We start from the raw sequence: 25,439 nt of genomic DNA, 5'->3' as shown, positions 1-25,439 counted from the left end.
GATTCCGCAATTTCCCTGGCCGCCGGACGCGGGTCCCGTGCTCGGCCCGTCTGAATTCTCGGGAACTGGCATCAAATCGGGAGGGCCTCCGCCACCGGCGCGGATTCGCGCAGGGGCACCCCCATCGAAATAAGCAGCAGGATTAGTCCCAAAGCGGAAGTAACCATACCGTTTCGGAGGCTGGCCGGATGGAAGTCGAACGTGACGAGGTGGCGTCCCGGACCGACCAAGGCGCCGAGGAAGTCGCCATAAACACGGATGACCGGCGCCTCGCGGCCGTCGACGGTGAGTCGCCAGCCGTCGTGGAATGATTCGGAGACGACGAGGAGTTGGCGAGAGCCGGACTGTGTCGAGACATGGATCTGTCCGGGACGGTCCGTGGTTAAAGCTGCCTCGCCGGGCTCGCTTCCGCCAAGGTCCAAGGGTTCGGGAACGACCGCGACCTGGGCTGGATCGATCCGATCCAGTTCGACGTCGGCGTCGCTGCCGACGACGGCTCGAGTGACGAGCCGCGCCCGAGGAAGTGGTCCCGAGACCGAAGTCCAACGCCCGTCCTTGCCCTGGACCCACGACGCGCCGGCGACGCGAAGCGCGAGGGGCCAGTCGTAGTTGAGCGACCGTCGAGGCGTCAACGCCACGTAGCCACCCACCAGTTTTTGCCCGGTCAGCATCCCGAGGTTGGGTCGGCGGTCGGTCGCGATTCGTCCGGAGGTCGGGCCGGGGAGACGGGGTGTCATCGTCGCGACGACCTCGTCGACGCGCTTCGTTTCATTCAACCCGAGGTAGTCGCGGGCGAACGTGACCTGATCGACCGCGGCGAAGAGAACGAGCGCCGGTAAGGCGAACTTGAAACCTCGAGCGGCCGCGGCCACCCCAAGGGTCGCGACCCCCATGAGGAGAGGTCCCAGGACGATGCCCTTGGCCGAGGAGACCCAGAGCGACGCTTCGGGCGCCCTCCGGGCTTCGGACCAGAGCCAAAGCGTAACCAGGACGGAAACCGACAGTGGTAACAGCAATGGCCAGAGCCTCGCCCAACGCATAGGCTCGCGGTCCTCGGCCAGATCCGAGGCGCCCACGGCCGCCACGATTGCGAGGGCAAGGTGGACGATCCCCACGAATCGGCTCGGGCCCCGGAATAGATTGCTCAGGGGGACGACCTTCAAGTAGAGACTATAAAGTGGTGTATATCTGCCGAGCGCCAGCAGCATCGCCACGGAGCCGACGACCAGGGACCAGGCCACCAGCCCTCTCCCGACCGTGCTGTCACGCCTTCGGACGAACAGCCAGGCCAGCAAGACCCAAGGAAGTGCCCCGTTATAGAGGCCGTATTCCTGCCGGAGGCTATCGTCGTTGCCGTACCAGTTCCGGCCCGTCCCGTCTCGGTCGCCGAGAGAGCGAGACTTGTAGAAATAAGGGGCCATGAACTGGACCGAGTTCGCAGGGTTGATCGAGAAGGTCATGGAGAAGGCTGCCGAACCCACGTCCCGCACCGAGTAGGATTTGGCGTCGAGCGTCGGCAGCAACTGTACTCCGGCGATCAGGACGCCCAGGCCCTTGGCCAGGACCCACCAGGGGACCCTTCGCCAGGTCGCACGCGGGTCCACGCCGAACCGCCATGACAAGTATGCCAGCTCGACCAGTCCGACGAAGTAGACGATTTGGGGTTGGCCCAGGAGGAAGGCCGAGGCCGTCAGCAATGCAAGCCCGCCGAAGGCCCGTCGCGCCCGCCTCGGTGGACCGGTCAGGAGTAGATCGGACGTCGCCAGAAGCCAGGGAGCGTGGACAAACGGCTCAAGGTAGTTTAAATGAAGATATCTGAGAATATTGAATCCACAGAACGCGAAAAGGAGCCCGCCAAACCCCGCAGCACCCGCCCCAAGCCCTCGACGATGGAGAAACCATGCCATCCCGGCGAACGCGAACGGATAACTCACCAGCCACTCGGCGTTCAAGGCCAGATCGAGGGGAAGCAGTGCATAGAGCAACACGTGGAGCGGATGGGCCATCCCCACCTGGCCTTCACCATGGATATAGAAGCCGCAGAGGAGGTTGGGGCACCAGGCCGGGCTCTCCCATGCCGCCAGGCACTTCGCGTAGAAATCGCGGAGCGGGAGATGGAAATCCACAAGATCGGCGGTCGTGTAGACTTGCCGGTCAAGCATGGGTCCTGCCAGGTAAGCCAGCACGCCAGCGGCAGCCAAGAGACAAGGCCAGAGTCGGAGCGATGAGCCTCGCCGAGAGTCGAACCACATGACGCTTCGGGCCAACCTCGTGAGAAAAGGAGCGGATCGACGCGCGAACCGGACCGTCGAAAAGGGGGAAGCCTGGTCGCCGAAAACGCGACGGAACACGAGTCCCGGGACGACGATCGGGGTCCGCAGGACGGGCTTTTGCGGACCCGATCCAACCCTGGGTCGATCGTCGGAGACGTCGGATTTCGATTCTCGCCAGTCTCCGGCACCGTCCGATCATCAGCAAGAGGAGACACACTCGAAATGTTCGAGAATCTCTTCGCAACGCGGCGAGGTTCACAGCCTCTCATCGCGAATCCGAACGGGCGAGTTCGTGCGAACAGGCCGGAAGCAAGTATCGTTGATCGTAATTAAGAACGCAGTGTGGGCCGTCTCCGAAAATTCATAAGCCCACGATTGACGAAGATTCGATTCGTCTGATGAGGGGGTCCCAATTAAACAAACGCGGCCTGCCGAGATTTGTCGGGACCACCGACGCACGTTCGACGCTTTGGAAAGAACCGGGGTGCGCGATCGATGAGTGCGCGACTGGTTCGAGGTTCACCGGCCTTGACAACGTCCTAAGAATGTGGAAGTAAGTAAGAGCCAATCGTTAGGTCTACGATAAGGATCGACTTCGACTCATGAAGCTCATCCCGATCTTGATCTTCTGGTCTCTGCCCTGGCTCTCGCCCGGAGGCGTCTCGGGATCGCTCCCCCTCCGGTCGGACGCGGCATCCACGGTGCTTGCGCAAGACTTCGTGCTGCACCAGCCTCTAGACTTGCCGACACCTGACGATCGTCGACTTGTTGGCGTAAACGCCTCCCTGGAGGATGAGGAGGAGTCCGCCGAGGACGACTTGCTCCAGGCTGCGTACACGCTGCCGTCGCCTCTGGACGACGTCCAGATCGAGACGATGGTCAGGATCGTTGAGATAGGGTGCCATCCTTTCCGAAACCCTTCACGCACACTTCCCCTCCTCTGCTGAGCCCCCCCGACGTTTATCAACGTTCGCCGCGTGTCGTGAGCCTCTTGGCCCTGGATTCGAAGGGGCCACGTGAGGCCAAGACTCGCGAACTCGGGCCGGCGTCGCTCCTCGGTCCCGAAACGTGTTCGAGCTTTCGCCCGTGTGGCCACGATGGCACCGGCGAGCGAGGACGTTCGGGCGGCGAGTGTCGCCTCCGCCCCGACACGACCGGGCCTCTCGACCGGCCCTGCGAACTCGTATCTCGCTTCGGCGAGTTGATCCCCCGTCGGACTCCTTTCCCTCTCAGAACGAGGTGAAGTCGCATGTATTTCATTCACCATTTCGCCCATCTCAAGTCGCTGGCCCGTGCCCAGGAATGGATGTCGTATCTCGGTTTCGGGCCCCACGAGTTTCAGGCCCACCCGTCGACGACCCCCTGGATGACGGTCTCGATCGACGCGGCGCAGCGGGCTGAGGTCCAACTCCTGTTCAATGCCCTGGAGCGGTCCGAGCCCAATAGTTTCCCAGGTTTCTGGGACCTCGGCCGACGTCCGGCCCTGGCGACGAGTCCCTTGCTTCCGGACGAGACGTCGACGAACGAACGCCCCAAAGTCTCGTCGATCGGTTGGCACCCTCCCGACGTCGAGTCGGGATATGACCCGGATCTCCAGCGGATTCGCGACGCCATGTCACATTCCCGCATGCCCTGAAATTGGCCGCTTCGACAACGGTAGGTCCGCCCCTCTCGACTCCTGACGTCGGGAGGGGCGAGGTATATATGAGGCGTCATGACCGCCCGCAAACCTCAACACACGGTTTCGTGGGCCGGTTAAATTGGGTGGTGACGTCCTTGCGAACTTTCGCCTCGGTTCCTGTGTCCAGGGGCACGAGGGTCCGGCATCCACGGCCTTCGACGCATCATTTATGCGGATCGACGAGTCCAGGGATCTGAACAATGAGCCTGCGGGGAGACGATGATTGAAACGACGAGTCCTCAACTGCTCGTGGAGACCGTTCAAGGGGTCATGATCGCGAGCTTTACGAATACGCAATTGGTCTCCGAGGAGGTCCTCTTCGAGGTCGAGTCGGAACTGATCGGCCTGGTCGACGGCTCTCGGCCTTCGAGCGTGCTGCTCAACTTCCGAGAAGTGCGCAGCATGTCCAGCACGATGCTCGCGGTCTTGCTGAAGGTCTCTCGACGAGTCTCCGGCATCGGCGGTCGGCTGAAGATTTGCGGGCTCAGTCCGGACCTCGAGCCCATCTTCCGCATCACGAGGTTCGACCGACTCTTCGAAGTCTATCCCGAGGAGTACCTCGCGCTCGACGCATTCTGAACCCGAGGTCGCCGACCCCGTTCCCGTTGGGAACGGCCGGCCACCTCGTTTTTGACGCCGGCTTCATCGATTGCCCATCTCATTTCGCAATCATTCACACCCTTCCAGCATCCTCAAATTCAAAGGCCGACCGACCCATCCGCTGCCGACCCTCATCAGGAAATCGTGCGAACCGGCCATGGCATGAATAGCGGATCGGTCGTGCTCGACGCCCGTGAGACTTGACTTCCCACATATCATGCCGAATCCCGTTCTCTCCCCAACGAGCCGTCCCGGACGATCCTGACGGATTTGAGAGTGGGGTTGAACGGGAAGGCAACTTATCATAAAATCCCGACCGAAGCCGTCGTCCTCGGCACTTTGTTTGCTCAAATCTCGCGTGCCCGAGTCGGCCCGTCAGTCGTCTGTCGCATCGTACTCGACGGCCCAATGCAGCCTCGACTCACATCACGGATTCCAGGCGTCCCGGTTCGTCGTCGGACGGTCGCTTCGTAACCTGGCTCGTCGAGAAACCATCCCGTCGATTCTCGGCTTTCTCGACGTTTTCAGGGGTTTGCCACCCGGATTCAGGCTGATTTGCAGGGTCACCTCGTCATCTTACTTTGACGACAGGGCCCATATGCAAGCAACGCATGTTCGTCATCCGAAGCGCTGCGCCCTGCGAGGCGCAATCGTGGCGATCGATGTGGGGGTCGAACGGGAAGGTCATATTTTCATTGGCTCGGGAGAACATACAAAGTCTCGAAAAAAGTACAACCGCTCCTGGGCGGCACACGTCAACGCATGAAGAAAGAAGTCTCATTGAGACCGACGGGATGAGGGCGGGGAGATGCTCTCGCAGACGAAACCGAGCCCGCGGGGCACTGGTGGGGTGCCGATCTCGCGGGCGCCGTCCCAAGATTTACGGAAGGGTTTGTGAAGATGTCATTGCAACTCCCCGCAATCGCGTCGTGCCCTCGGTGCGGGACGATCGTCCTGAGGATGTCCGAGTCGCTCGTCCACCCGACCTCGGGGGAGCGTGAGACGATCCAGAATGCGCTCGGGTCGTATTGGTTCCACCACGCGCGGACGAGGTTTGACGGCCGTTTCCATCGCTGTCCCGAGTACGAGCGGCTTGACCTCGAGTCGGCCAGGCGGATCCACATGCATTCGGTTTTGAGGCGTTCGGCCCCTTTGAAACAATCGTCGCGGACCTGGATCGTGGCCTCACTCCTGGCGATCGCATTCTGCGGTCCACCGGGCGCGGCGAGTGCGGGCGGAGCATCGGCTCCCGACTCGGGCCGAAAGGCCTCGTCGAGGACGCCCAGGGTTCAGCCCTCATTCGACGGATCGACCTCGGAGGCCGCCTGGTTGGGTCTCGAGCTCTCCGATGGCCGTTATCAAATCATCGAGGCGCTGGGAGAAGGCGCCTCGGGCTCGACCTACCGGGCCCGCGACCGGGAGGTTCAGGCCGACGTCGACATCGAAGTCCCCCACCGCCCAGCGGTGGGGGAGGCGGCCTTCTCGGATCGGTTCGTCCGAGAGGTCCAGGAGCTTTCGAGCTTGACCCATCCACATCTCGTGAAAGTGACGGAGGTCGGTCGTCGCCGAGACTCGCCGTTCGCGGTCGCGGCGCACCTCTCGGGCGGAAGCTTGAGGTTCCGGAGACCGACGGAAAGGGATGGCCGACCGGCCGCCTCGACACTCGAGTCGCTCCTCGCGTGGCTCCCCGATGTTGCGGAGGCGCTCGACTTCCTCCACACGCGAGGCCGACTCCATCGAGACGTCCGGCCCGACAACATCCTGTTCGACGATCGGGGAGAGGCTTACCTCGGCCGGCTGGCGCTGGCCGAGGGGATCGCGTCCGCGACCGCCGTCGAGCCGATCCAAGGTCCGACCCTGGCCGGGATCACCATGGGGCCCCCGGGATACATGGCCCCCGAACAGGTCTCCGGGCAGCCGATCGACGGCAGGGCCGACCAGTACGCCCTCGCGGTCGTCGTCTACGAGTGGCTGAGCGGACGGCGCCCCTTCCAGGGGCATACCGCGATGTCGGTCCTCGTCCAGCAGCTCACTCGCGAGCCCCCCGCGCTGAGTCGACTCCGTCCGGGGGTCACCGAGTCCGTCTCCGTCGCGGTCGACAGGGCCCTCTCGAGGGATCCCCGGCAACGTTTCGTCGACTGCTCGACCTTCGCACGAGCGGTCCTCGCGTCGACCCCGGGCCGAGGCCCGAGCACGACGACAACCTCAACAGCCTCGAGCCTGCCAGCCCCTCGTCGACAGACCGAGGAGGCCGGAGTCGCCGGGGGCCCCCTCTCCAGCTCATTCCATGGGCGGATCCTTCAACCGATCCAGGGGAACCGGACGGTGCTGGCCGCGGCCGCCTTCGGGCTGATGGCCCTCATCATCCTCCGACGTCCCCGGGCCTCGAGAATCGTCGAGCAGAGCTCCCAGGAAGAACCGCAAGTCATCGTCGAGTCTCTTCATGTCTTTACAGCATCCGAAGTCGGCTACTGTCCCTCGGAATTTGGCCCCGACTCCACCATCCCTTCGTATCCTCTCGCGTATTCCATCAATCGAGTGCCTGACGAACTGGGCAACCCACTTCCAACGCAACCCCTGGCCCGTCTCCGGTCTCTGTCCGAACGGTTCCTGGCGCGGTTGGCTCGCCCTCGCAGCGTCCCTCGGCTGAAGATCCGGTCGTCGGGCGTGCTCGGTAAACCCGAGGAGGCGTCGAACGATGCCAATCCTGAGATCCTTGGTCTCGAGACTGTCGTGAGGCGTAGTCTACCCAAGCCGGGGCCGAGACAACTCGGCGTCGCCCGTCGCCAGGCAGGTTAAGATCGACGGCTCCCGACACGAATCGTCGCAGTCGAGGACGAGGTTTTTTGCCAGGGAGACGTCGAATCCGATGCCAACGCCGAGGTTCCGCTTTCCGCAAGGCTTCGTATGGGGAGCGGCGACCGCCGCGCTTCAGATCGAAGGGGGTCGTTGCGAAGGGGGACGGGGCGAATCGATCTGGGATCACTTCGCGGCCCGGCCCGGTAACGTGCGAGGGGGAGAGACACCGGACGTCGCCTGCGATCATTATCATCGCTACGAGGCCGACTTCGACCTCATGCAATACCTGGGGATCCGCCACTACCGCATGTCAGTCGCGTGGCCCCGGGTGATTCCCGACGGCACCGGGAAACCGAACTCCCCCGGTCTCGATTACTACGACCGCCTCATCGACGGATTGCTCGGCCGAGGAATCACCCCCTGGGTCACGCTGTTCCACTGGGATTTGCCGCAGATCCTCGAGGCTCGCGGAGGATGGCTCGTCCGGAACACGGCCGAGGCCTTTCGGCCCTATGCCGAGGCGGTCGTCACGCGGTTAGGCGACCGGGTTCGGCACTGGTTCAGCGTCAACGAAATGCCGTGTTTCATCGGCAATGGCTACGGCAACGGGACATTCGCCCCGGGCCGTCGTGAGTCGTCCCAACAGGTCAACCAGGGCTATCACCATGCCCTGCTGGCGCACGGGTTCGGAGTTGCCGCCGTCCGAGAATGGGGAGGGGCAGGGGCCCAAGTCGGCCTGGTCCACAACCATCTCCCGGCACCCCCGATCCCCGTCTCGGAGACCGAGCCCGACATCAGCGCGGCTCGACGCGAATACGAGCGCACCAACCGTCAGCTCATGGGCCCCGTCTTCCTCGGTCACTATCCCGACACCTTCCTCAAGGAAGCCGGCCCGGACGCCCCCCGCGTCGAGCCCGGCGACCTCGAAGTGATCTCACAACCGTCCGATTACCTCGGGCTTAACATCTACGCCGGCGATTTCGTCCGGGCGGGGGCGGACGGCCTCCCGGAGGTGCTCGAATTTCCCAGGCAGTATCCCAAAGGCGATCTGCCCTGGCTCAACGTCACGCCGCAATCGATGTACTGGGGGGTCCGCTTCGCCTCCGAAGTCTTCGGCGTCAAGACCTTTTATATGACCGAGAACGGCGCTGCGTTCGCGGACGTGGTGACTCCCGAGGGCGAGGTCCTCGACCTCGACCGCCGGGAGTACCTCAGGAACTACCTGATCGACGTCCACCGCACCGTCGAGGAAGGCTACGACGTCCGAGGCTACTTCGTTTGGTCACTCCTCGACAACTTCGAGTGGGCCGAGGGGTATTCCAAGCGATTCGGGATCGTCCACGTCGACTTCGCCACGCAAAAGCGGACGCCGAAGCTCTCCGCCCGTTGGTACTCCGACGTCCTTCGAGAAAACCGCGTGGTGTGACGTCCTGGAACGACGGCGGAACGTGGATCGATCGTCCCGTCAATTCAGGTGGCCCGCCTCGCCGGGGATGATCTCGAGCGGGACGACCTCGCCGTTACGCAAGACGAGCATCGGGGTCCGCTCGCCCACGCGTTCCTCGGTCAGCAATCGGTGCAGGTCGTCGATCCCTGAGATCGGACGATTGCCGAATTCGATGATGACATCGGAGTCGTCTAATCCCGCACGGTCGGCCGGGCCCCCGGCCTCGATCTCGATGAGCAGGACTCCGCCCGCCCCGTCGCTCCCCAAGCCCAAGCGTGCGGCGAGTCTCGCGGGGAGGGACACCGTCTGGACGGAAGCGCCGATGCGACTCCTCCTCACCCGGCCATCCTTGATGAGTCGGCCGGCGACGAATTTCGCCGTATTGATTGCGATTGCGAAGCAGAGCCCCTGAGCGGGGAGAATCACGGCGGTATTCACCCCGATCACCTCACCTCGCGACGTCACGAGAGGCCCCCCCGAGTTCCCAGGGTTCAGGGCCGCGTCGGTCTGGAGGACGTCGTCGATCAGCCTCCCGGACCGTGCCCGCAACGTCCTCCCGAGTGCGCTGACGACACCGGCGGTGACCGAGCACTGGAAACCCAAGGGGTGGCCGATGGCGACGGCCAACTGCCCAACTCGGACGGTCTGCGAATCACCCAGGGCCGCGGGGACGAGGCCGACTTCGTGGACCCGGATCACGGCGAGGTCGGTCTCGGGGTCATCCCCGATGAGGTCGGCGTCGCGTTGGCGACCGTCGGAGAGCAAGACTCCGATCCGGCTTGCTCCATGCACGACGTGACTGTTCGTCAGGATGTAGCCGTTGGACGTGAACAGGAAGCCCGAACCGCTCCCTCGCGACTCACGTCCCCGACGAGGATCCCCGGACCTTCCTCCGGGCACCGGCTGATACGCCGTGATATGGACCACGGATGGGCTGACGCGTTCGACGGCATGCGTGACCGCCCTCGAATAGGCATCCAGGATCTCGCTATCGTCTTGCAAGCCTGGACCCGGCGGCGGCGTGGCCTCGAACCTGGGAAGAGGCTGATCGACCGACCCGCCGTTCGCGATGATGACGGTGCTCATGGGCTCGCTTCGCCTCCAAAGGGACCCTATCTGGAGGAACTCTAGGCAGCGCCATTCCTCCGGGCAAGGAGCGCTCTCCTTCGACAACCCGCGGCTTGGTCGATTGCACAGGACCCAGGTGCCGAGCCAGGTCCGAGCCTGTTGTCAGCCTGCTGGACGGGGCCAACGGCTTACGGAGCCTTGACGAGTTGCGACAATTCGGTAGGGAGGGATCGGTTTGGTCCCGCTCGTCTCAAGGACCCTCGGTTGCCCGGTGAATCAATGCGGACGGCCTTGCCGTGGTGGGTCAATCATCGATACGATCGGCATGAGCTTTTCGCGAAGGACGGATGGAGGCGAATTGCGGCCGGCAAAGCCCATAAGCCCATTATCGTTTCCCTACCATGTCGACCCGTCTCCTCTCCAACGGTCGCCATTCGGGATCGCGTGAGCCGAGATCGCGGCCAGACTCTCCGCCCCCAATTCTTACGCGTTGCTGATGACAGGGAGACTGAAGGGCCGGGGCGTGTCGCCTCCCCGCTTCGGTACCCACGAGGGGTCTCGAGACTCTCCGGCAGGATCGAAGTTCGGATCGTCGGTACAGTGACTAACTCGTCCTCGAAAGCTCCCACCGCGCTGAGTGGATCGATGCGACATCGCATGACACGATTCATGAGTCGTTCCCATGACGCATGAAGACATTGCCAGCGACCCCTCGGCGGCCACGACCGGGGCAACACGAGTCCAGGGTCGGGGCTTCTTGGGCCCAAATCCGCGCCCCGTACTCAGTGACGGCGACGCGTCGACTTCGAATCTGTCGTTTCCAGGGTCGGAGTCCCTCGACCCCGCCCTTTTCGACATCGTCGAGGAATACACCAGGAGGCTGCTCTCGGGAGAGGATGTCGACCTGGACGCGCTCCTGGCCGAACATCCCGAGTGGGCAGAGACGCTCAAGGGTCTGCTCCCGACCATGCAAGGCCTGGCCGACTTCGGCCAGTTGGAGGCGGATCCCCTCCCGATTCCGAATCGTCGGGGCGAGAGTCTCGGCGAGTGGTACTTCGGAAACTTCCGTGTCATCCGCGAGGTCGGCCGAGGGGGGATGGGGATCGTCTACGAGGCCGAGCAGGTGGAGTTGAAGCGCCGGGTGGCGCTCAAGATCCTGCCCCTCGCCGCCGCCATGGACTCGAGGGCCTTGCAGCGGTTCCAGCTCGAGGCACAGGTGGCGGGGTGGTTGCAGCATCCTCGGATCGTGCCGGTCCACGCGGTGGGCGTCGTCGACGAACTGCCGTTCTACGCGATGCAACTCGTCGAGGGAGGAAGCCTCGCGTCCATGATCGGCGAGCTCCGAGGGTTGGTAGGGCTCGCCGAGGACTCGTCACCGCGGTCGGAAGGGGAGAGTCTCGCGGTCGGCCTGCTCTCGGGACGGTTCGCCCCACCCCAGCGAGAGTCCGACAGCGCCCACCATCTCTCGGGGCCCGCCCCGGCCGCGAGCCGACCGAGCCCGCCCACCTCGCTGTCGATCCGGAGTCGATCCTACCTGCGCACGATCGCCCGACTGGGCATCCAGGCGGCCGAGGCGCTCGGGTATGCACATGACCAGGGGGTCATCCACCGCGACATCAAGCCGGCCAACCTCCTGATCGATCGCCAAGGGGACTTGTGGGTTGCGGATTTCGGCATGGCCGACGTCCAGGGAAGCGCGGAGTTGACGAGGACGGGCGACCTGCCGGGGACGCTCCGCTACATGAGCCCGGAGCAGGCCCTCGGTCGTCGGGCCCTCGTCGACCGACGCACCGACCTCTACTCCCTCGGGGCCACGCTCCACGAGCTCCTGACCCTCCAGCCGGCCGTTTCCGGGGTCGATCACCAGGAAGTCCTCCGGAGGATCGCCGAGGAGGAGCCGACGCCGGTCCGCCGCCTGAACCCGGCGGTCCCCGTCGACCTCGCCACGATCGTGGCGAAGCTCATGGCCAAGGATCCCTCGAATCGTTACGAGACGGCGTGGCTCCTGGCCGAAGACCTCGGCCGTTTCCTGGACGGTGTGCCGATCCTCGCACGACCCGTCGGCCCGATCTCTCGGGCCTGGCGATGGTGTCGGAGGAAACCGATCCAGGCGGGACTCGCCTCGGCATTGTTCCTCGCGCTCGTGATCGGACTCGGCGGGATCACGTGGAACTGGCGCGAGGCGGTGCGTTCCCGGCGAGAGGCCGAACGGCAAAAGGGCTTGCTGGTCGTCGCCGAGAAGGAGGCTCGATCGCAGGCCGCCCGAGCGGACGCGATCAATCGATTCCTCATCGACCGTCTCCTCGCGCAGGCGGAACCGGAGAACAACCCGGCCGCGAACCGGGTGACCTTGCTCGAAGTCCTCGACCGCGCCGCGGACGGCGTGGGGACTTCGTTCGCGGACCAGCCCGAGATCGAGGCGACGCTCCGGCTGGCGATCGGGAGGATCTACCACGGCCTCGGCGAGTACGCCAAGAGCGAGGCCCACGAGCGTCTCGCCCTCGAACGATTCGGGCCGACGGCCAAGGGGCAAGCCCAGGGGGCCGGTCGACTCGAGGCCAAGTCCGAGCTTGGCCACATGCTCTCGCATCTCGGCCGCTGGGATGAAGCCGAACCCCCTTTGCTCGAGGCCGTCGAGGACGCTCGCCGAGAGCTCGGCGCGTCGCATACGACGACCTTGAGGGCCGCCGAATACCTCGCCGACGTCTATCGGATGAAGGGACGGAACGCCGACGCCGAGTCACTCTATCGGCGCTACCTGGCCGATGCCCGAGCCGCCTCAAAGCCCGATCAGGACATCATCTTCTCCGCCCTATTCAATCTGGGAGACGTCCTCCTCCGGGAGCAACGTCCCGTCGAGGGTGAAACGCTCTATCGCGAGCTCCTCTCCGAACAGCGGCGTTTCAAGGGTCCTCGGCATCCGAACACCCTCTCGACGATGAACAACCTCGGCGCCGTCCTCCAGAAGCAGGGGAAATACGGCGAGGCCGAGCAACTCTTTCGCGAGTGCCTCGCCGCCGATCGTGACGTCTTCGGCTCGAAACATCCCCAGACGGCCACCGTGCTCTACAACCTCGGGCACGTCCTCAACAAACAGGGACGATTCCCGGAGGCGGAGGCCCTGATGCGGGAGAGCGTCGAGGCGAGGAGAGCCGGCAGCGGCCCCGAACATCCCGCCACCTTGTACGCCATCAGCGGACTCGCCTCGGTCTTAAACTCCCAGGGGAAACTAGACGAGGCGGAAGCGTTGCTCCGCCTTTGCCTCGAGGCCCAGAGCCGAATCCTCGGCGTCAAGCATCCCGAAACGGTTCGCTCGCAGGGATTCCTCGACAAACTCGTCGACGACCGGTCTCGGCGAGGTCCCGCGATCACCCCGGACGTCGCCAAGCACTGAGCATGCGTCCGTCGAGGGGCCTCACCATCCCGATCCGAGGCGACGTTCGATCGCGTCAAACGCTTCAAACATCGAAGCATGCATCGTCGTGCCTCATCCGAGGGGCGCTCGCGCGACCTCAAAAAAATCGGGGTCGCCTCGGATTATTTCCGTATCGATCTCGCCCGACTTGCGGGGAGAGGATTAGGGAGGAGAGACTCGCCCATGACCGAGAAGACGAGAGATCTTCCAGATCTGATCGACGACGCGGCACGAGGCGATATCGAGGCCCGACAGGCACTCCTCGAGCGCTATCGAGACAACCTCCGGCGGATGGTCGCCGCGCGGCTTGACCGGCGATTGGCCTCGCGCATCGATCCTTCGGACGTGGTGCAGGAGACCCTGGTCGACGCGGCCCGGCGGATGGACGACTACCTCCGGGACCGCGCGATCCCGTTCTTCGGCTGGCTCAGGCAACTCGCGGGCGAACGCGTGATCGACACGCATCGCCGCCATATCTTCTCGCAGCGACGGAGCATCACCCGGGAGAATCGGCCGCCGGAGCTCGTCGACGACTCCTCCGGGGCGTTGGTCAGGCACATCATGGCGAGCGACACCAGCCCGAGCAATCGGCTCTCGCGCCAGGAACGCCGGGATCAGATCCGCAAGGCCCTCGATGCCCTCTCCCAGCGGGATCGCGAGGTCCTGGTGATGCGCTACCTCGAGCAGATCAGCACGGCCGAGATGGCCGAGGCGCTCGGGGTCACCGAGGGGGCGGTCAAGGCGAGGCTGCTCCGAGCCTTGATCCACATGAAAAGCCATTTGGAGATCGATCCATGAACGACGGTGGCGAGCCGATCCCGCCGGGTTCCGAGTCGGACCCCGCGCTGGCCGAGCTGGCCGAGGAGATCACTCGCCGGCTCCAATCCGGGGAGTCCGTCGAGGCCGACGCCTTCGCCACGCTCGACCCCGAGCTGGCGGACCCGATCCGGGAGCTGCTCCCGACCCTCCACGACCTGATCGAGCTGGGACGCTTGGAAATCCCCGCCCCTTCGGAGTGCACTCGACCGACGCTTCCTTACTCGTCTGCAAGAAAGAACTCATCCTCATGAGCCTGATCGTGAAGCCCGCCTGGCGTCCACGAATGGTGCTCCTCGGCTCGCTCGTCCTGGCGTGCGGTTGCGGGGAGGATTCGGGACGTGTTGCAGGATCGATCGACATCCCCAAAGCCTCGCTGAAGTCCTTCGACGCCAGCAAGAAGGCCCCGAATCGAGTCAAGCGAGTCCGACTCTCGAACCCTCCCGCTCGCTGAGACGCGCAACGCCGCCCGAGGCCCGCGTCCCCACCCGAGTTTGCCGTCACGTCTCGAGTTGAATCATCGTCTTCATCCCAACGAACTGAGGAGCAGGAAATGGTCCTTGTCGAAACCCGTCCCCGACCGTCGCGAGGATTTACGCTGATCGAGCTCTTGGTGGTGATCGCAATCATCGCCGTCCTCATCGCCCTGCTGCTGCCCGCCGTGCAGTCGGCCCGCGAAGCCGCCCGACGCGCCCAGTGCACGAACAACCTCAAGCAGATCGCCCTCGCGACGGCGAACTACGAGTCGGCCAACGGGACCTTCCCGCCCTCCATGCTCTTCAACGGGGGCAATATCGGATTCTCCTCGCTCGTGCGGATTTGCCCATACATTGAGCAGGCGGCGATCTTCAACACGGTCAACTTCTCGCTCGCCTACTTCTACCCGGCGAACTGGACGGTCCCCGGGACGAGCTTCAGCACGATGTTCTGCCCGAGCGACCCCTCCGCCTTCCAGTCGAACAACCTCCAATTCGGGCCGCCGACATTCCGCGAATTCCACAACCATTACACCGGGTGCGTCGGACCTTGGTCCGCCTTCTCGACGGTCTACGGTCCGGGTGGTGGGAATATCGACTCGCAACTGCCCAACTACGCCAAGGGTGTAATGATCCCCGGCGGTAACGTCTCGATCGCCTCCGTCACCGACGGGATGAGCAACACGATCATGTACTCCGAGAACGGGCACGGGTTGTTCAGCTCGACGACCCAGAACTTCATCCACGAGTGGAGCGTCGGCCAGCCGAGCGACTCGGGGCTCGAGACCCGGTTCCCGCCAAACTGGGGCCGACACTACTCCGACCCCGCGAACGACCCGGGGAACAATGCCCTGACCCAGTGGGCCGTTTACGACGCGATGAGCTTCCACCCGGGGGGCGTCAACGCGGCCTTCTGCGACGGGTCGGTCCACTTCCTCAAGGATACGATCGACTCCTGGACGATCACCCCGCCCCAGATCGGCGGGATGCCGGCCGGTGCCAGCGCCGCCCCTTCGCCCCAGCCGCCGGCGTCGGGCGATTATGGACTGCTCCTCTCCCCAGGAGCCAAGATGGGGGTCTACCAGAAGCTCTCCACCCGCAACGGCGGCGAGATCACGAGCGCCGATCAGTATTGAGCGAACCCCAAAACGAGCCATGCGGGACGAATCACCTTCGTCCCGCGTGGCCGATCCGTCACCCCCCCATTCGCACCCGCTTCGCACGACACGCCCTTGCCCGCAACCAGACACCACTTCCCATCTCTCGTGTCTTCAATTCGACGAACTTATCCACTCTTCCCGACTTCCCACAACACGTCTCCTATAGCCCTTTGGGCCTGCCTCCGAAACAAAGTCGGGTTGATCATTCTTCGGATCTAGGTTATTAGCCCATGCATCGTGCAAGGGGCCAGACTTCTGTCGGTGGATTCGAGGCCCGGCACGCAAGGCTCCCCGTGTCGGAGGGTCCTTGATACCTGTCTCGGATCGGATCATCGACGTCGGGTTGGTCGCGCTTCGTTATCACATCCTGGGCAGTCCACACCGCGATTGAAGACGAGCCGATATCCCGAATTCGGACATATCTGCGAGTTCTGAGGTTACGCCACGACCACCTCGTATCGAGGTCGGCGCGTGCGCGGAGGCCCAGGAGTTTGAGCCCTCGGGAGGGATTCATGCGTGTCGACCCATCGGCCATGGGCGCATCCAAGCGTCGTCCTCCGGTCTCGCCGAGTCGTCAGGAGTTTTCGAGCCAGACGACCTCGTCGATCCGGGTCGGCACCGGTATTCCTGCGAAACCGCAGGATCCCCCGGTGTCGGAGACTCCCGACGCCGACGCGTTGAACACGATCGGGGCCACTCTCGCCCAGCAAGGCGACCACGTTCAGGCCATCACCTTCTACTTCCGGGCGATCCACGCGCGACCCAACTTCCGCGAAGCCTTGAACAACCTGGGGATTGCGCTCGGCGTCCTCGGCCAGCTCGAAGAATCGATCGATGCGTTCCAACGGGCCCTCCGGATCGATCCCAATTCGCACGAGGTCCACAACAACCTCGGCGTCCCGCTGGTGAAGGTCAAGCGGCTCGACGAGGCCGTCACTCACTTCGAAGCCGCGCTGAAGCTCCAGCCCGGCTTTGCCGAGGCCCACCACAATCTCGGGATCGCGTATCGGAACCTGGACAGGCTCGAAGAGGCCGTCGAGTGTTATCGCAAGGCGATCACGCTCAAGCCGGATTACGCTGAAGCGTACGTCAACCTCGGGAACGTCCTATCGCAGAACGAGCAGCATGAAGACGCCGCCTTATGCTATCGCTCGGCGACCCGAATCAAGCCCGACTATGCCGACGCCCACAACTACCTCGGGCTCTCGCTCGCGAAGATCGACCGAGACGTCGAGGCTGAGGCCTGCTACCGACGCTCCCTCGAGATCAAGCCGGATAATCACGAGGCGCTCAACAATTACGGACTTCTCCTCGCCTCCTGGGGCCGTTACGAGGAGGCGTTGGGCTACTATGACGAGGCGATTCGAGTTCTCCCCGGTTACGCCGATTCTCGCTTGAACCGCGGCTTGACCCTACTCGCCTTCGGGAGATTCGAGGAAGGGTGGCCAGAGTACGAGTGGCGTTGGCATTGCAACAAGTCGAAGCCCCCCGAATACGACGCCCCCCGGTGGGACGGCGGCCCGATCGCTGGCCAGACGATCCTGCTCCACGCCGAGCAAGGCCTCGGAGATACGCTCCAGTTCATCCGATTCGCCGAGTTGGTGAAGAACCGAGGCGCGACCGTCGTCTTCGAGTGCCAGCCCGCGCTGATCCCCTTGATCTCGCGATGCCGGGGGATCGACACGCTCGTCGCCAAAGGGGATCCGCTCCCCGAGTACCACACCCAGTGTGCCCTCCTGAGCCTTCCCAATGCCCTCGGGATTTCACTGCAAGGGCTCCCCGCACGGATTCCTTACCTGCACACCGACCCCGAGCTCATCGAACCCTGGAGGCGAGAGCTCGAGTCGGTCGATGGGTTTCGGATCGGCATCCTCTGGCAGGGGAGCCCGCACTATAAACGGGATCGACGTCGCTCCTATCCGCTTCGGCACTTCTCGCACCTCTCGAGGATCGAGGGCGTCCAACTGTTCAGTCTCCAGAAGAACCTGGGGATTGAGCAGATCGCCGACTTCGAGCGGAGTCACCGATTGATCGACCTCGGACCGAGGATCGACAACGAACACGGCGCCTTCATGGACACGGCGGCGATCCTCCAGAGCCTCGACCTGGTCATCTCCCCCGACACCGCGCTGGCCCACCTCGCGGGAGCGCTCGGCGTCCCCGTCTGGATTCCGACCTCGACTCATTCCGACTGGCGATGGATGTTCGAGCGCGAAGACTCCCCCTGGTATCCGAGCGTCCGGCTCTTTCGCCAGGAAACGCTCGACGACTGGGATCCGGTCTTCCGGCGCATGGCCCGAGAGGTCGAGGCCCAACTCGGCAAGCCCGAGAGCACCGCGCCTGTCTCGATCCCGATGTCGCCTGGCGAGCTCGCCGACAAGATCACAATACTCGGCCTCAAGTTCGCGAAGTTCGACGATCCCGCCAAGTTGCGGAATGTCCGCGCCGAACTCGACGCTCTCAGACTCGCGTACACCCGGGCGATCCCCGAGGAGGCCGAGGACATCGGCGAGATCCGGCAGGAGCTCGCGGAGGTCAACGCCCAGCTCTGGGACGTCGAAGAGAACATCCGCGCTTGCGACCGCGCGGGAGACTTCGGCCCCCGGTTCGTGGAGTTGGCCCGCTCGGTCTATCGGCAGAATGACCGCCGGGCCGAGCTCAAACGACTCATCAACCAACGCCTCGGATCGCGTTGGCTTGAGGAGAAGTCCTACGGGACTTGAGGCCTGTTCAACGCGCCGGCGTACGTCAGGCGAACGCGTTAACGACCCTCGGGATTCCCCCTCCGGCGCTCCGCCGACGAACCCGAACAACGCATCGATCAAGGCGATTGGATTGTACACTTCGATCGCGTTCAGCAAGGACTCTCTCAAGGCGTCGGATCGCCGGGGTCATGGGACGACAATTACCTCGATCCCTAGCACGGGTCTTGTTCCGCAAGGAGGCGGATCTCGATGAGCCCTTCCACCAAGGGGATGATGGAACGTCGCAGAGCTGTGTCGACCTATGAGCGGACCGCAAGTCTCCGCGACCTCGCCGACAACGCCTCGAGCGTGCCGATCATGGTGGCCTCGAAAAACCTCGAGGGGGGCGAAGCCGAAGCCCTGAACGATCGAGGTATCGCCCTCGCGCAAGGGAATCAGCTCAGCGAAGCCATTCAGTGTTTTCAGAAGGCCATCTCCATCAATTCGCGTTTCGCATCGGCCCATCACAATCTCGGGCTGGCCTACGGCAAGTCACGCCGACTCGCGGACGCGATTGCCTGTTTCGAGGAGACGTTGAGGCTCCAGCCCAACTTCCCCGAAGCCCACAACCACCTCGGGATTGCCTTGGGGGTGATGGGTCGCCCGAAGGACGCGATGGCCGCGTTCGAGCAGGCACTCTGGTATCGTCCGGATTTCGCGGAAGCGAGGAGTAACCTCGCGAACGCCCTCCTCACCCAGAACCTCCTCGACCAGGCGATTGATCAATTTTTAATCCTGCTCAAATACTGGCCAAATCACTCCTTGTCGCACAACAACCTCGGCAATGCCTGGGTCCGGAAGGGACGGACCGACAACGCGGCCTCGTGCTTCCGACGTGCGGTGGAGCTGGATTCGAAGTTTTACGAAGCCCATTACAACCTGGGCTATACCCTCGACAAGATGGGCCTGAATCCGGAGGCGGAGAAGTACTATCGCCTCGCGATCGCGATCAAACCCGATTACGCCGAGGCTTACTATAACCTCGGGAATACGATCTCGCGGATGGGACGGCAAGACGACGCCATCGAGTGTTACCGCGAAGCGACGCGCTTCAAGCCGAACTACGCCGACGCCTACAACAACATCGGCCACCTGCTCGCCGAGACCGATCGCCACGACCAAGCCCTTCCCTATTTCCTGAAGGCGATCGAGCTCGAACCAAAGCTGGTCACCGCCCACAACAACGCGGGGCTGATGCTCGCGAGGAGCGATCGTCGGGTTGAGGCCGACAAGTATTATCTCGAGGCGGTCCGCCTCGACCCCGAGTACGCGGATGCCCATCTGAACGGCGCGCTGAACCAACTCACCATCGGCGACTTCGAGAGGGGCTGGTCCGGCTACGAGTGGCGTTGGCGAGTGGATGACCTCTCGGCACCCGTCTTCAAGCAACCGGCCTGGGAAGGGGAGCCCCTCGAAGGAAAGACCATCCTCCTCTACTCGGAACAGGGCCTCGGCGACACCCTCCAATTCATCCGATACGCGGAGCTCATCAAGGCGCGTGGAGGCCGGGTCGTCGTCGAGTGCCAGCCCTCCCTGATCAAACTCCTTTCGCGCTGTCGAGGGATCGACATGCTCGTCCCGAAAGGGTTGCCGCTGCCGCCGTTCCAACTGCAGTGCGGCCTGGCCAGCCTGCCCAGGGTGTTCCAGACTCGCGTCGACAATGTCCCCGCCAGGATCCCGTATCTCTTCCCCGACGCCGCGCTCGTGGCCAAATGGAAAGAGGAACTGGACCTTGTGGACGCCGTCCGCGTCGGGATCCACTGGCAAGGGAGCCCCCACTTCAAGCAGGATCGCTATCGTTCGTTCCCCCTCCACCATTTCTCGATCCTAGCCGAGGTCGACGGGGTCCAGCTCTTCAGCCTCCAGAAGAATCAAGGCGCGGAACAGGTCGAAGAGTTTGCCGCCAGTTATCCGCTGATCGATCTCGGCCCGAGGCTCGACATCGAGAACGGTGGATTTATGGATACGGCCGCGGTTTTGATGAACCTGGACGTCTTGATTACGTGCGATACCGCGTTGGGTCACCTGGCCGGAGGGCTCGGAGTTCCCGTCTGGATCCCGACTTCGAAGCTTCCCGACTGGCGCTGGATGGAAGGTCGGGACGACTCCCCCTGGTATCCGAACGTCCGACTCTTCCGACAAGAAACCCTCGACGACTGGGAGCCCGTGTTCCGCCGCATGGCTCAAGAGCTCGACGCCCTTTTTGAGCCACCGGCGACCGCCGAGCCGATCACGGTCCCCGTCTCACCGGGCGAGCTCGCCGACAAGATTACGATCCTAGAGCTCAAGGCCGCTCGATTCGAGGACCCCGAAAAACTCCGCAACGTCCGCATCGAACTCGACGCTCTCAAGCTTGCCTACGAACGCGCCATCCCCAACCACGAGATCGTCGGCGATGTCTTCTTGGAGATCGCGCAAGTCAACGCACGCCTCTGGGACGTCGAAGAGAGCCTCCGCGCCTGCGAGCGTGCTGGTGAGTTTGGCCCCAGGTTCGTCGAGCTCGCCCGATCCGTCTATCAACTCAACGATCGTCGGGCGGAACTGAAGCGACACATCAACCAGAGGCTCGGCTCGCGTTGGTTTGAGGAGAAGTGCTACACGCCGTAGGCTTCAGGAAGCTCGGCCCGAATCGGGTAATCTCAATAGGAGCCCGTCGTCCCGCGGACGACGGGCTCCAATCGATTTCGGGGTCCAAGCGAATCATGGTCATCATGGAGTCGAGAGAATCGCTGGACGCTCGACGGTCGGCACGACCCCTTGAGCTGAAATCGGGATGGTGGGAAATGGAGGGCCAAGTCGGGGCGCAGCGATGTCCCTGGAGCGAGGGGCGTCGCTGCGCCCCGACCCAGCCACCCGCATGTCATGATTCTCGCGCCCCGATCATGCAAGAACTCGGGGACTTCCGGGCGATTCACTCATCGAGTTGAGGAGCCAACTCGGTGGGTGGCATTTCGGTACGGAAAGGTCTGCCAGAGGGCAGACTGGCTATGGGTCGAATTGTTCAGTGAAGTGCAAGGCCTGCGTCAATCCGAGGTAGGCCCGGTCCAGTCCGAGAACTGAATTCAGCAAGTCGACCTGGCGAGAGAATCCTTCACCGAACGGAGACGGTTTCTCCCGTCATTCGACCGGTGGGCTTCGGCCCTGAAGCTTCGCGGGGAGCGACCGTGATCAGGTGGATCCCGCCCGAACGATTCGCCACGGCGAGCAGGCTTCGCTCGGGCGAGAAGGTCAGGGCGATTGGCCTGGGGTAGCTCAGGTTCAGGGAACCACTTCGTAAAACCATCTGTCCCCATGAACGATACGTGACCGGGTCATACAGGGCCAAAGCCGACTCGCGGGGTAGAGTGGCGGCGAGCAGGCCCCTTGAAGACTCAGGAGTCGAAGGGCAGGGGATCGCAACCGCATCGCGCTCCGGCTCGACCGCCATGAGGATCGAGTCGGCACCCTGGAACGAAAGGCGAGGGACTGCACCCTCCGAGATCGCGGCACGACCGATCAATCTCGGGCGTGTTGGGTCGCCAAGGTCCACCGAGGCCACTTCATTCGTGCCGAACAAGGAGACGACCGCGTATCGGCCCGTCGCGGAGAGTCGGAGGCGGAACGGGTCGTCCCCCTTTCGGGCGAAAGCCAGATGGCCCACGACGTGAGGGGGCTCCTGCGTCAAATCGACGATGTCCAGGGCCGGAGCAGGACGGTTCGAGTCACCTTCACCTCGGCCTGACGTGAGGAGCAAGGCGTGTCGACCGTCGGGCGTCACCACGAAATCGTCGGGGTACATGCCGGCGCGTTGACGTGAGCCGTTGGGCTTCCCGTCGAAGTCGAAGGTCTCCCACCACCCTGGTTCGACGTGGCGGTCGTCACCCGCCGGTCGTTGGAGGACGTAGAACCTCTCATTCGCGGCCCAGATCGCCACCGGCTTGCCCGCGAGCTCGATGTCGCGGAGCTCTTCCAGCCTGGTTTGGTCGTCCACGCGGTAGAGCATGACGCGATTGTAGCGAGGGCAGGTGACGGCCAGGCGTTTCCCATGGTCGGCGAAGGTCACGCGCTCGGCCCGCTGATGGCCCGTCCCGACGCGCTCAACCTCGGTCAGTTCGACCGGGCCGACGGATAGCTGTGAACGTCGAGACGCCTGGACCTTGAGGCCGTAGAGACCCGCGAGGGACACGACCACGAGGATCACGATCAAGGGCCAGGCAACGCAGCCGCTCGGCGATTTCTTGCGCCCAAAGTTGACGCGAGGTTCGGTCCCCTCGTGGATCCGGAGGATGTTCTTCCGGTGCCGAACGATGAGGAGGCACGTCAGCCCGATGGTGAGAGCACTCATGGCGCGGTGGTCCCGATTCCAGGGGTCGTCGACGTGGAGGAAATAGACGCCGAGGAAGACAAGTCCCCCCAGCATCGACGAGAGGGAGACGAATCGCGTCACGGCCAGGAAGACCGCGAACCCCAACGCCGCAGCCAGGCTCGCCCCGGAGTCGAGAGCGAGCAGGGCCCCGAGACTGGTCGCGACTCCCTTGCCCCCCTTGAGCTTTAAGTAGATGGGGAAGTTGTGCCCCAGGATCGTGGCGAGCGCGACCAATACCCCGAGCTCAGGGATCGGCGTGAAGCCGGCCGATGCCAAGCCCCTCGGGAACCCGAGCGTGGGGAGGAATCCCTTGAGCAAGTCGAGCGTGAAGACGAGGACGAAATAGCGAAACCCGAGGACCCGGCCGACGTTCGTCGCACCGATGTTCCCCGATCCGACCGTTCGGATATCGACGCCTCGAACCGCAAGCGCCGTCAGGTACCCGAACGGGATCGAACCGATCGAGTAGCCGACGACGACCGCCAGGATGCAGAGAATGACGGAGATCACTGATCGCGTCCCATCTTCAGCTTCGAGGTCGAGGTCTCGCCGAGGAAGGCCGTCCGGCGGGACTCGAAGATTTCGTTGGCGGTGGCGTAGTCGTCATGCCGGCCGATGTCGAGCCAGTAGCAACTCTGGCGGAAGCAATTCACGGGATGGCCGGCCTTCCGCATGGTCTCCAGAAGGTCGGGCATCAGCAAGGGCTGGCCCGGGAAGAGGAAGTCCCAGGCGACCGGGTCGAGGATGTAGACGCCCATGCTTACCTGGAAAGAGAATTCGGGCTTCTCCCGATACCCGGCGAGGATGTGCGGGTCGTTGGCGAACTCGAGGACGCCGAAGTCGATCCGAACTTCGCGAGGGTAGGAGGCGATGGTCGCAGCGGCCCCTCGCTGACGGTGGAAGTCGTACATCGCGCCGTAGTCGAGCGTCGTCAGGATATCGCCGTTGATGACGAGCACTGGCTCGGTCGGGCGATCGACCAGGGTGAGGCCCCCCGCGGTCCCCAACGGGGTGACCTCGCGACGATAGGAGAGCCGAGTCCCGAACTTCTTGCCGGTGCCGCAGAAGGCCTCGATGAGTTCGGTCAGGTAACCCGTGATCACCGTGACGTCGCGAAATCCGAACCGGGCGAGCTGCCGGAGCACGACCTCGATGATCGGCATCGGGTCGGCATCGCCGAGGGGCATCAACGGCTTGGGAAAAACGTGAGTGAAGGGCCTCAGCCGGGTCCCCTTGCCACCCGCCAGAATTACGGCCTGCATGGCGTATGACTCCGATATCGAGGGCGATTGGGCCCTTGGTTCCGAAACACGATTGAGCCGAGGATCAAGCCGGTGACGTCTTGTGCGACGGCCGGAACAGGTGCGGTCGCGACCTGGATCCGGCGACTTCCTCGAATACTTTGACCAGTCGGGCGACGTGGTTGTCGAAGGACTGCTCGAGGCCAAGTCGCCTTGCGTTCTCGGACATTGCTCGACGTGCCTCGTCGTCCGAGAGCCGATCGAAGGCCCGCATCATTTCGTCGACCGCCTCCGGGGAGCTGAGGACGAAGCCCTCTTTCCCTTCGGTCATGACCTCGCCCGCACCGTTGCACGCGGTCGTGATCACGGGAAGCCCGCACGCAAGCGCCTCGAAGACGACGAGGGAGCAGGGGTCGTAGTAGCTCGGCAAGACGAAGACGTCGCTCGACCAGAAGCAGGCCCGAATATCGGGCGCGAAGCCGATCCAGTGGATCGTTTCCCCGAGTCCAAGGCTCTCGGCGTAGCGTCGGAACGGCCGGATTCGACCTCCTCCGCAGACCAGAAGGTGAATGGGCCTGGCCCCAGGACTGGTCTTCGACCGCTCGGCCAGGGCTCGCAGCAGGGGCTTCAACCCCTTGAGTGCGAAGTTGTGGCCGACGAAGAGTGCGGTGACGTCCGACGGCTTGAGGCCGATCGACTCGCGGTAGGTCCGTCGCACCTCGTCAGGGTTTTCGACCTCGAGTCGGCCCGCGTCGATCGCGTTGGGGATGACGTGGATCCGTGTCCTCGGGACGTGGTGGTACTGCTGGAGGTGCCCCTTGACCATGTGGCTGACCGCCACGACACGCGTGGGCCGATCGGGGTCGTACTGCTTCTTCTCGATCGCCCGATAGGCCCAGAACTTCGGGTTTGCGGCCTTCCCGAGTTTGTAGAGCTGCCGTCTCCACCCGGCCGGGAACCGCTTCGAGTTCGCCTCCAGGCTCGCCCGGTGGACTCCCCCCTGGGGAATGATCACGTCGTGATACCAGGTGTTGATCAGGCCGATCGTGCAGTCGTACGAGACGCGTTTGAGGGCCTCTTCCGACTTAATTGCGAAGCTTCGGATTCGCGCGGTCTTGGTGCGGCCGGACACGGCGACCGGGATGCAATGGACGCCGTCGGGCAAGGCGCCTTCACGCCAGGACTCCGCGTAGAGGTCGACGCGATGTCCCGCCTGGACCAGGCGCTGGCAGAGGTCGACGACGTAGGTCTCGGCCCCTCCTCGAGTCGGGTCGACCCGCTGGAAATTCACGGCCAAACGCATCACGTCGACCCTCCGAAGCCAGGACCCTCGGGCGGAACGGTCCGAACCGAGGGTCGGGGTCCGTTGCGGGA

17 protein-coding genes are annotated in these 25,439 nt (G+C 63.8%); 12 read left to right on the top strand and 5 right to left on the bottom strand.

Annotation, left to right across the window (positions count from 1 at the left end):
- Positions 1 to 71: 71 nt before the first annotated feature.
- Positions 72 to 2,162, bottom strand: coding sequence for a YfhO family protein (locus ACYOEI_RS12630; RefSeq protein ID WP_462849853.1), 2,091 nt, complete (start codon positions 2,160 to 2,162; stop codon positions 72 to 74).
- Between the two features lie 713 nt (positions 2,163 to 2,875).
- Between ACYOEI_RS12630 and ACYOEI_RS12625 the strand changes: the two genes are divergently transcribed.
- The 5 genes from ACYOEI_RS12625 (at position 2,876) to ACYOEI_RS12605 (ending at position 8,779) form a co-directional block, all read left to right on the top strand.
- Positions 2,876 to 3,220 carry a hypothetical protein gene (locus tag ACYOEI_RS12625; protein ID WP_462849852.1) on the top strand — a complete coding sequence of 115 codons (345 nt, stop codon included), beginning with the start codon at positions 2,876 to 2,878 and terminating at the stop codon, positions 3,218 to 3,220.
- A 302-nt stretch (positions 3,221 to 3,522) separates the two neighbouring features.
- Positions 3,523 to 3,909 carry a hypothetical protein gene (locus ACYOEI_RS12620; protein ID WP_462849851.1) on the top strand — a complete coding sequence of 129 codons (387 nt, stop codon included), beginning with the start codon at positions 3,523 to 3,525 and terminating at the stop codon, positions 3,907 to 3,909.
- Positions 3,910 to 4,173: 264 nt separating this feature from the next.
- The gene (locus ACYOEI_RS12615; RefSeq protein WP_462849850.1) at positions 4,174 to 4,533 is read left to right on the top strand and encodes an STAS domain-containing protein; all 360 of its coding nucleotides are present in this window, start codon (positions 4,174 to 4,176) and stop codon (positions 4,531 to 4,533) included.
- Positions 4,534 to 5,454: 921 nt separating this feature from the next.
- Positions 5,455 to 7,353, top strand: a complete 1,899-nt coding sequence (locus tag ACYOEI_RS12610; RefSeq protein WP_462849849.1) for a serine/threonine protein kinase — start codon at positions 5,455 to 5,457, stop codon at positions 7,351 to 7,353.
- Between the two features lie 70 nt (positions 7,354 to 7,423).
- Positions 7,424 to 8,779, top strand: coding sequence for a GH1 family beta-glucosidase (locus tag ACYOEI_RS12605; protein ID WP_462849848.1), 1,356 nt, complete (start codon positions 7,424 to 7,426; stop codon positions 8,777 to 8,779).
- Between the two features lie 39 nt (positions 8,780 to 8,818).
- Here ACYOEI_RS12605 and ACYOEI_RS12600 read toward each other — a convergent pair whose 3' ends face one another.
- Positions 8,819 to 9,886: a S1C family serine protease gene (locus tag ACYOEI_RS12600; protein WP_462849847.1), complete on the bottom strand. Its 1,068-nt coding sequence runs from the start codon at positions 9,884 to 9,886 to the stop codon at positions 8,819 to 8,821.
- A gap of 664 nt (positions 9,887 to 10,550) precedes the next feature.
- Here ACYOEI_RS12600 and ACYOEI_RS12595 point away from each other — a divergent pair.
- From ACYOEI_RS12595 to ACYOEI_RS12565, 7 genes are all read left to right on the top strand, one after another.
- Positions 10,551 to 13,262: a tetratricopeptide repeat protein gene (locus ACYOEI_RS12595; RefSeq protein ID WP_462849846.1), complete on the top strand. Its 2,712-nt coding sequence runs from the start codon at positions 10,551 to 10,553 to the stop codon at positions 13,260 to 13,262.
- Positions 13,263 to 13,466: 204 nt separating this feature from the next.
- Entirely contained in the window at positions 13,467 to 14,081 is a 615-nt protein-coding gene (locus ACYOEI_RS12590) for a sigma-70 family RNA polymerase sigma factor (protein ID WP_462849845.1), read from the top strand.
- On the top strand, positions 14,078 to 14,353 hold the full coding sequence (locus tag ACYOEI_RS12585) for a hypothetical protein (protein WP_462849844.1): 276 nt from the start codon (positions 14,078 to 14,080) through the stop codon (positions 14,351 to 14,353). Before ACYOEI_RS12590 ends, ACYOEI_RS12585 begins: the two co-directional genes overlap by 4 nt.
- Entirely contained in the window at positions 14,350 to 14,553 is a 204-nt protein-coding gene (locus ACYOEI_RS12580; RefSeq protein WP_462849843.1) for a hypothetical protein, read from the top strand. Before ACYOEI_RS12585 ends, ACYOEI_RS12580 begins: the two co-directional genes overlap by 4 nt.
- Before the next feature lie 99 nt (positions 14,554 to 14,652).
- Positions 14,653 to 15,711 (top strand): DUF1559 family PulG-like putative transporter, encoded by a 1,059-nt coding sequence (locus ACYOEI_RS12575; RefSeq protein WP_462849842.1) that lies wholly within the window; start codon positions 14,653 to 14,655, stop codon positions 15,709 to 15,711.
- 536 nt (positions 15,712 to 16,247) lie between these two features.
- Complete coding sequence (locus tag ACYOEI_RS12570) at positions 16,248 to 18,458, top strand: tetratricopeptide repeat protein (protein ID WP_462849841.1); 2,211 nt, start codon at positions 16,248 to 16,250, stop codon at positions 18,456 to 18,458.
- A 231-nt stretch (positions 18,459 to 18,689) separates the two neighbouring features.
- Positions 18,690 to 21,086: a DUF6165 family protein gene (locus ACYOEI_RS12565; RefSeq protein WP_462849840.1), complete on the top strand. Its 2,397-nt coding sequence runs from the start codon at positions 18,690 to 18,692 to the stop codon at positions 21,084 to 21,086.
- 484 nt (positions 21,087 to 21,570) lie between these two features.
- On the opposite strand, the gene plsY is transcribed toward ACYOEI_RS12565, so the two are convergent.
- From plsY to ACYOEI_RS12550, 3 genes are all read right to left on the bottom strand, one after another.
- Positions 21,571 to 23,334 (bottom strand): glycerol-3-phosphate 1-O-acyltransferase PlsY, encoded by a 1,764-nt coding sequence (gene plsY, locus ACYOEI_RS12560; RefSeq protein ID WP_462849839.1) that lies wholly within the window; start codon positions 23,332 to 23,334, stop codon positions 21,571 to 21,573.
- Positions 23,331 to 24,086, bottom strand: a complete 756-nt coding sequence (locus ACYOEI_RS12555) for a sugar phosphate nucleotidyltransferase (RefSeq protein WP_462849838.1) — start codon at positions 24,084 to 24,086, stop codon at positions 23,331 to 23,333. Before ACYOEI_RS12555 ends, plsY begins: the two co-directional genes overlap by 4 nt.
- Positions 24,087 to 24,150: 64 nt before the next feature.
- Positions 24,151 to 25,368, bottom strand: a complete 1,218-nt coding sequence (locus tag ACYOEI_RS12550; RefSeq protein ID WP_462849837.1) for a glycosyltransferase family 4 protein — start codon at positions 25,366 to 25,368, stop codon at positions 24,151 to 24,153.
- Positions 25,369 to 25,439 lie beyond the last annotated feature (71 nt).

This window comes from Singulisphaera rosea (assembly GCF_054877945.1).
The sequence above is the reverse complement of the archived record's forward strand: the minus strand, read 5'-3'. Positions and strand labels throughout refer to the sequence as shown.

What these genes read in the sequence shown, in the direction of transcription:
- ACYOEI_RS12555 (WP_462849838.1), bottom strand. Translation starts at nt 24,086, where the DNA reads ATGCAGGCCGTAATTCTGGCGGGTGGCAAGGGGACCCGGCTGAGGCCC.
- ACYOEI_RS12590 (WP_462849845.1), top strand. Translation starts at nt 13,467, where the DNA reads ATGACCGAGAAGACGAGAGATCTTCCAGATCTGATCGACGACGCGGCA.
- ACYOEI_RS12600 (WP_462849847.1), bottom strand. Translation starts at nt 9,886, where the DNA reads ATGAGCACCGTCATCATCGCGAACGGCGGGTCGGTCGATCAGCCTCTT.
- ACYOEI_RS12625 (WP_462849852.1), top strand. Translation starts at nt 2,876, where the DNA reads ATGAAGCTCATCCCGATCTTGATCTTCTGGTCTCTGCCCTGGCTCTCG.
- ACYOEI_RS12570 (WP_462849841.1), top strand. Translation starts at nt 16,248, where the DNA reads ATGCGTGTCGACCCATCGGCCATGGGCGCATCCAAGCGTCGTCCTCCG.
- ACYOEI_RS12575 (WP_462849842.1), top strand. Translation starts at nt 14,653, where the DNA reads ATGGTCCTTGTCGAAACCCGTCCCCGACCGTCGCGAGGATTTACGCTG.
- ACYOEI_RS12605 (WP_462849848.1), top strand. Translation starts at nt 7,424, where the DNA reads ATGCCAACGCCGAGGTTCCGCTTTCCGCAAGGCTTCGTATGGGGAGCG.
- ACYOEI_RS12580 (WP_462849843.1), top strand. Translation starts at nt 14,350, where the DNA reads ATGAGCCTGATCGTGAAGCCCGCCTGGCGTCCACGAATGGTGCTCCTC.
- ACYOEI_RS12615 (WP_462849850.1), top strand. Translation starts at nt 4,174, where the DNA reads ATGATTGAAACGACGAGTCCTCAACTGCTCGTGGAGACCGTTCAAGGG.
- ACYOEI_RS12630 (WP_462849853.1), bottom strand. Translation starts at nt 2,162, where the DNA reads ATGCTTGACCGGCAAGTCTACACGACCGCCGATCTTGTGGATTTCCAT.
- ACYOEI_RS12595 (WP_462849846.1), top strand. Translation starts at nt 10,551, where the DNA reads ATGACGCATGAAGACATTGCCAGCGACCCCTCGGCGGCCACGACCGGG.
- ACYOEI_RS12610 (WP_462849849.1), top strand. Translation starts at nt 5,455, where the DNA reads ATGTCATTGCAACTCCCCGCAATCGCGTCGTGCCCTCGGTGCGGGACG.
- ACYOEI_RS12550 (WP_462849837.1), bottom strand. Translation starts at nt 25,368, where the DNA reads ATGCGTTTGGCCGTGAATTTCCAGCGGGTCGACCCGACTCGAGGAGGG.
- ACYOEI_RS12585 (WP_462849844.1), top strand. Translation starts at nt 14,078, where the DNA reads ATGAACGACGGTGGCGAGCCGATCCCGCCGGGTTCCGAGTCGGACCCC.
- ACYOEI_RS12620 (WP_462849851.1), top strand. Translation starts at nt 3,523, where the DNA reads ATGTATTTCATTCACCATTTCGCCCATCTCAAGTCGCTGGCCCGTGCC.
- ACYOEI_RS12565 (WP_462849840.1), top strand. Translation starts at nt 18,690, where the DNA reads ATGAGCCCTTCCACCAAGGGGATGATGGAACGTCGCAGAGCTGTGTCG.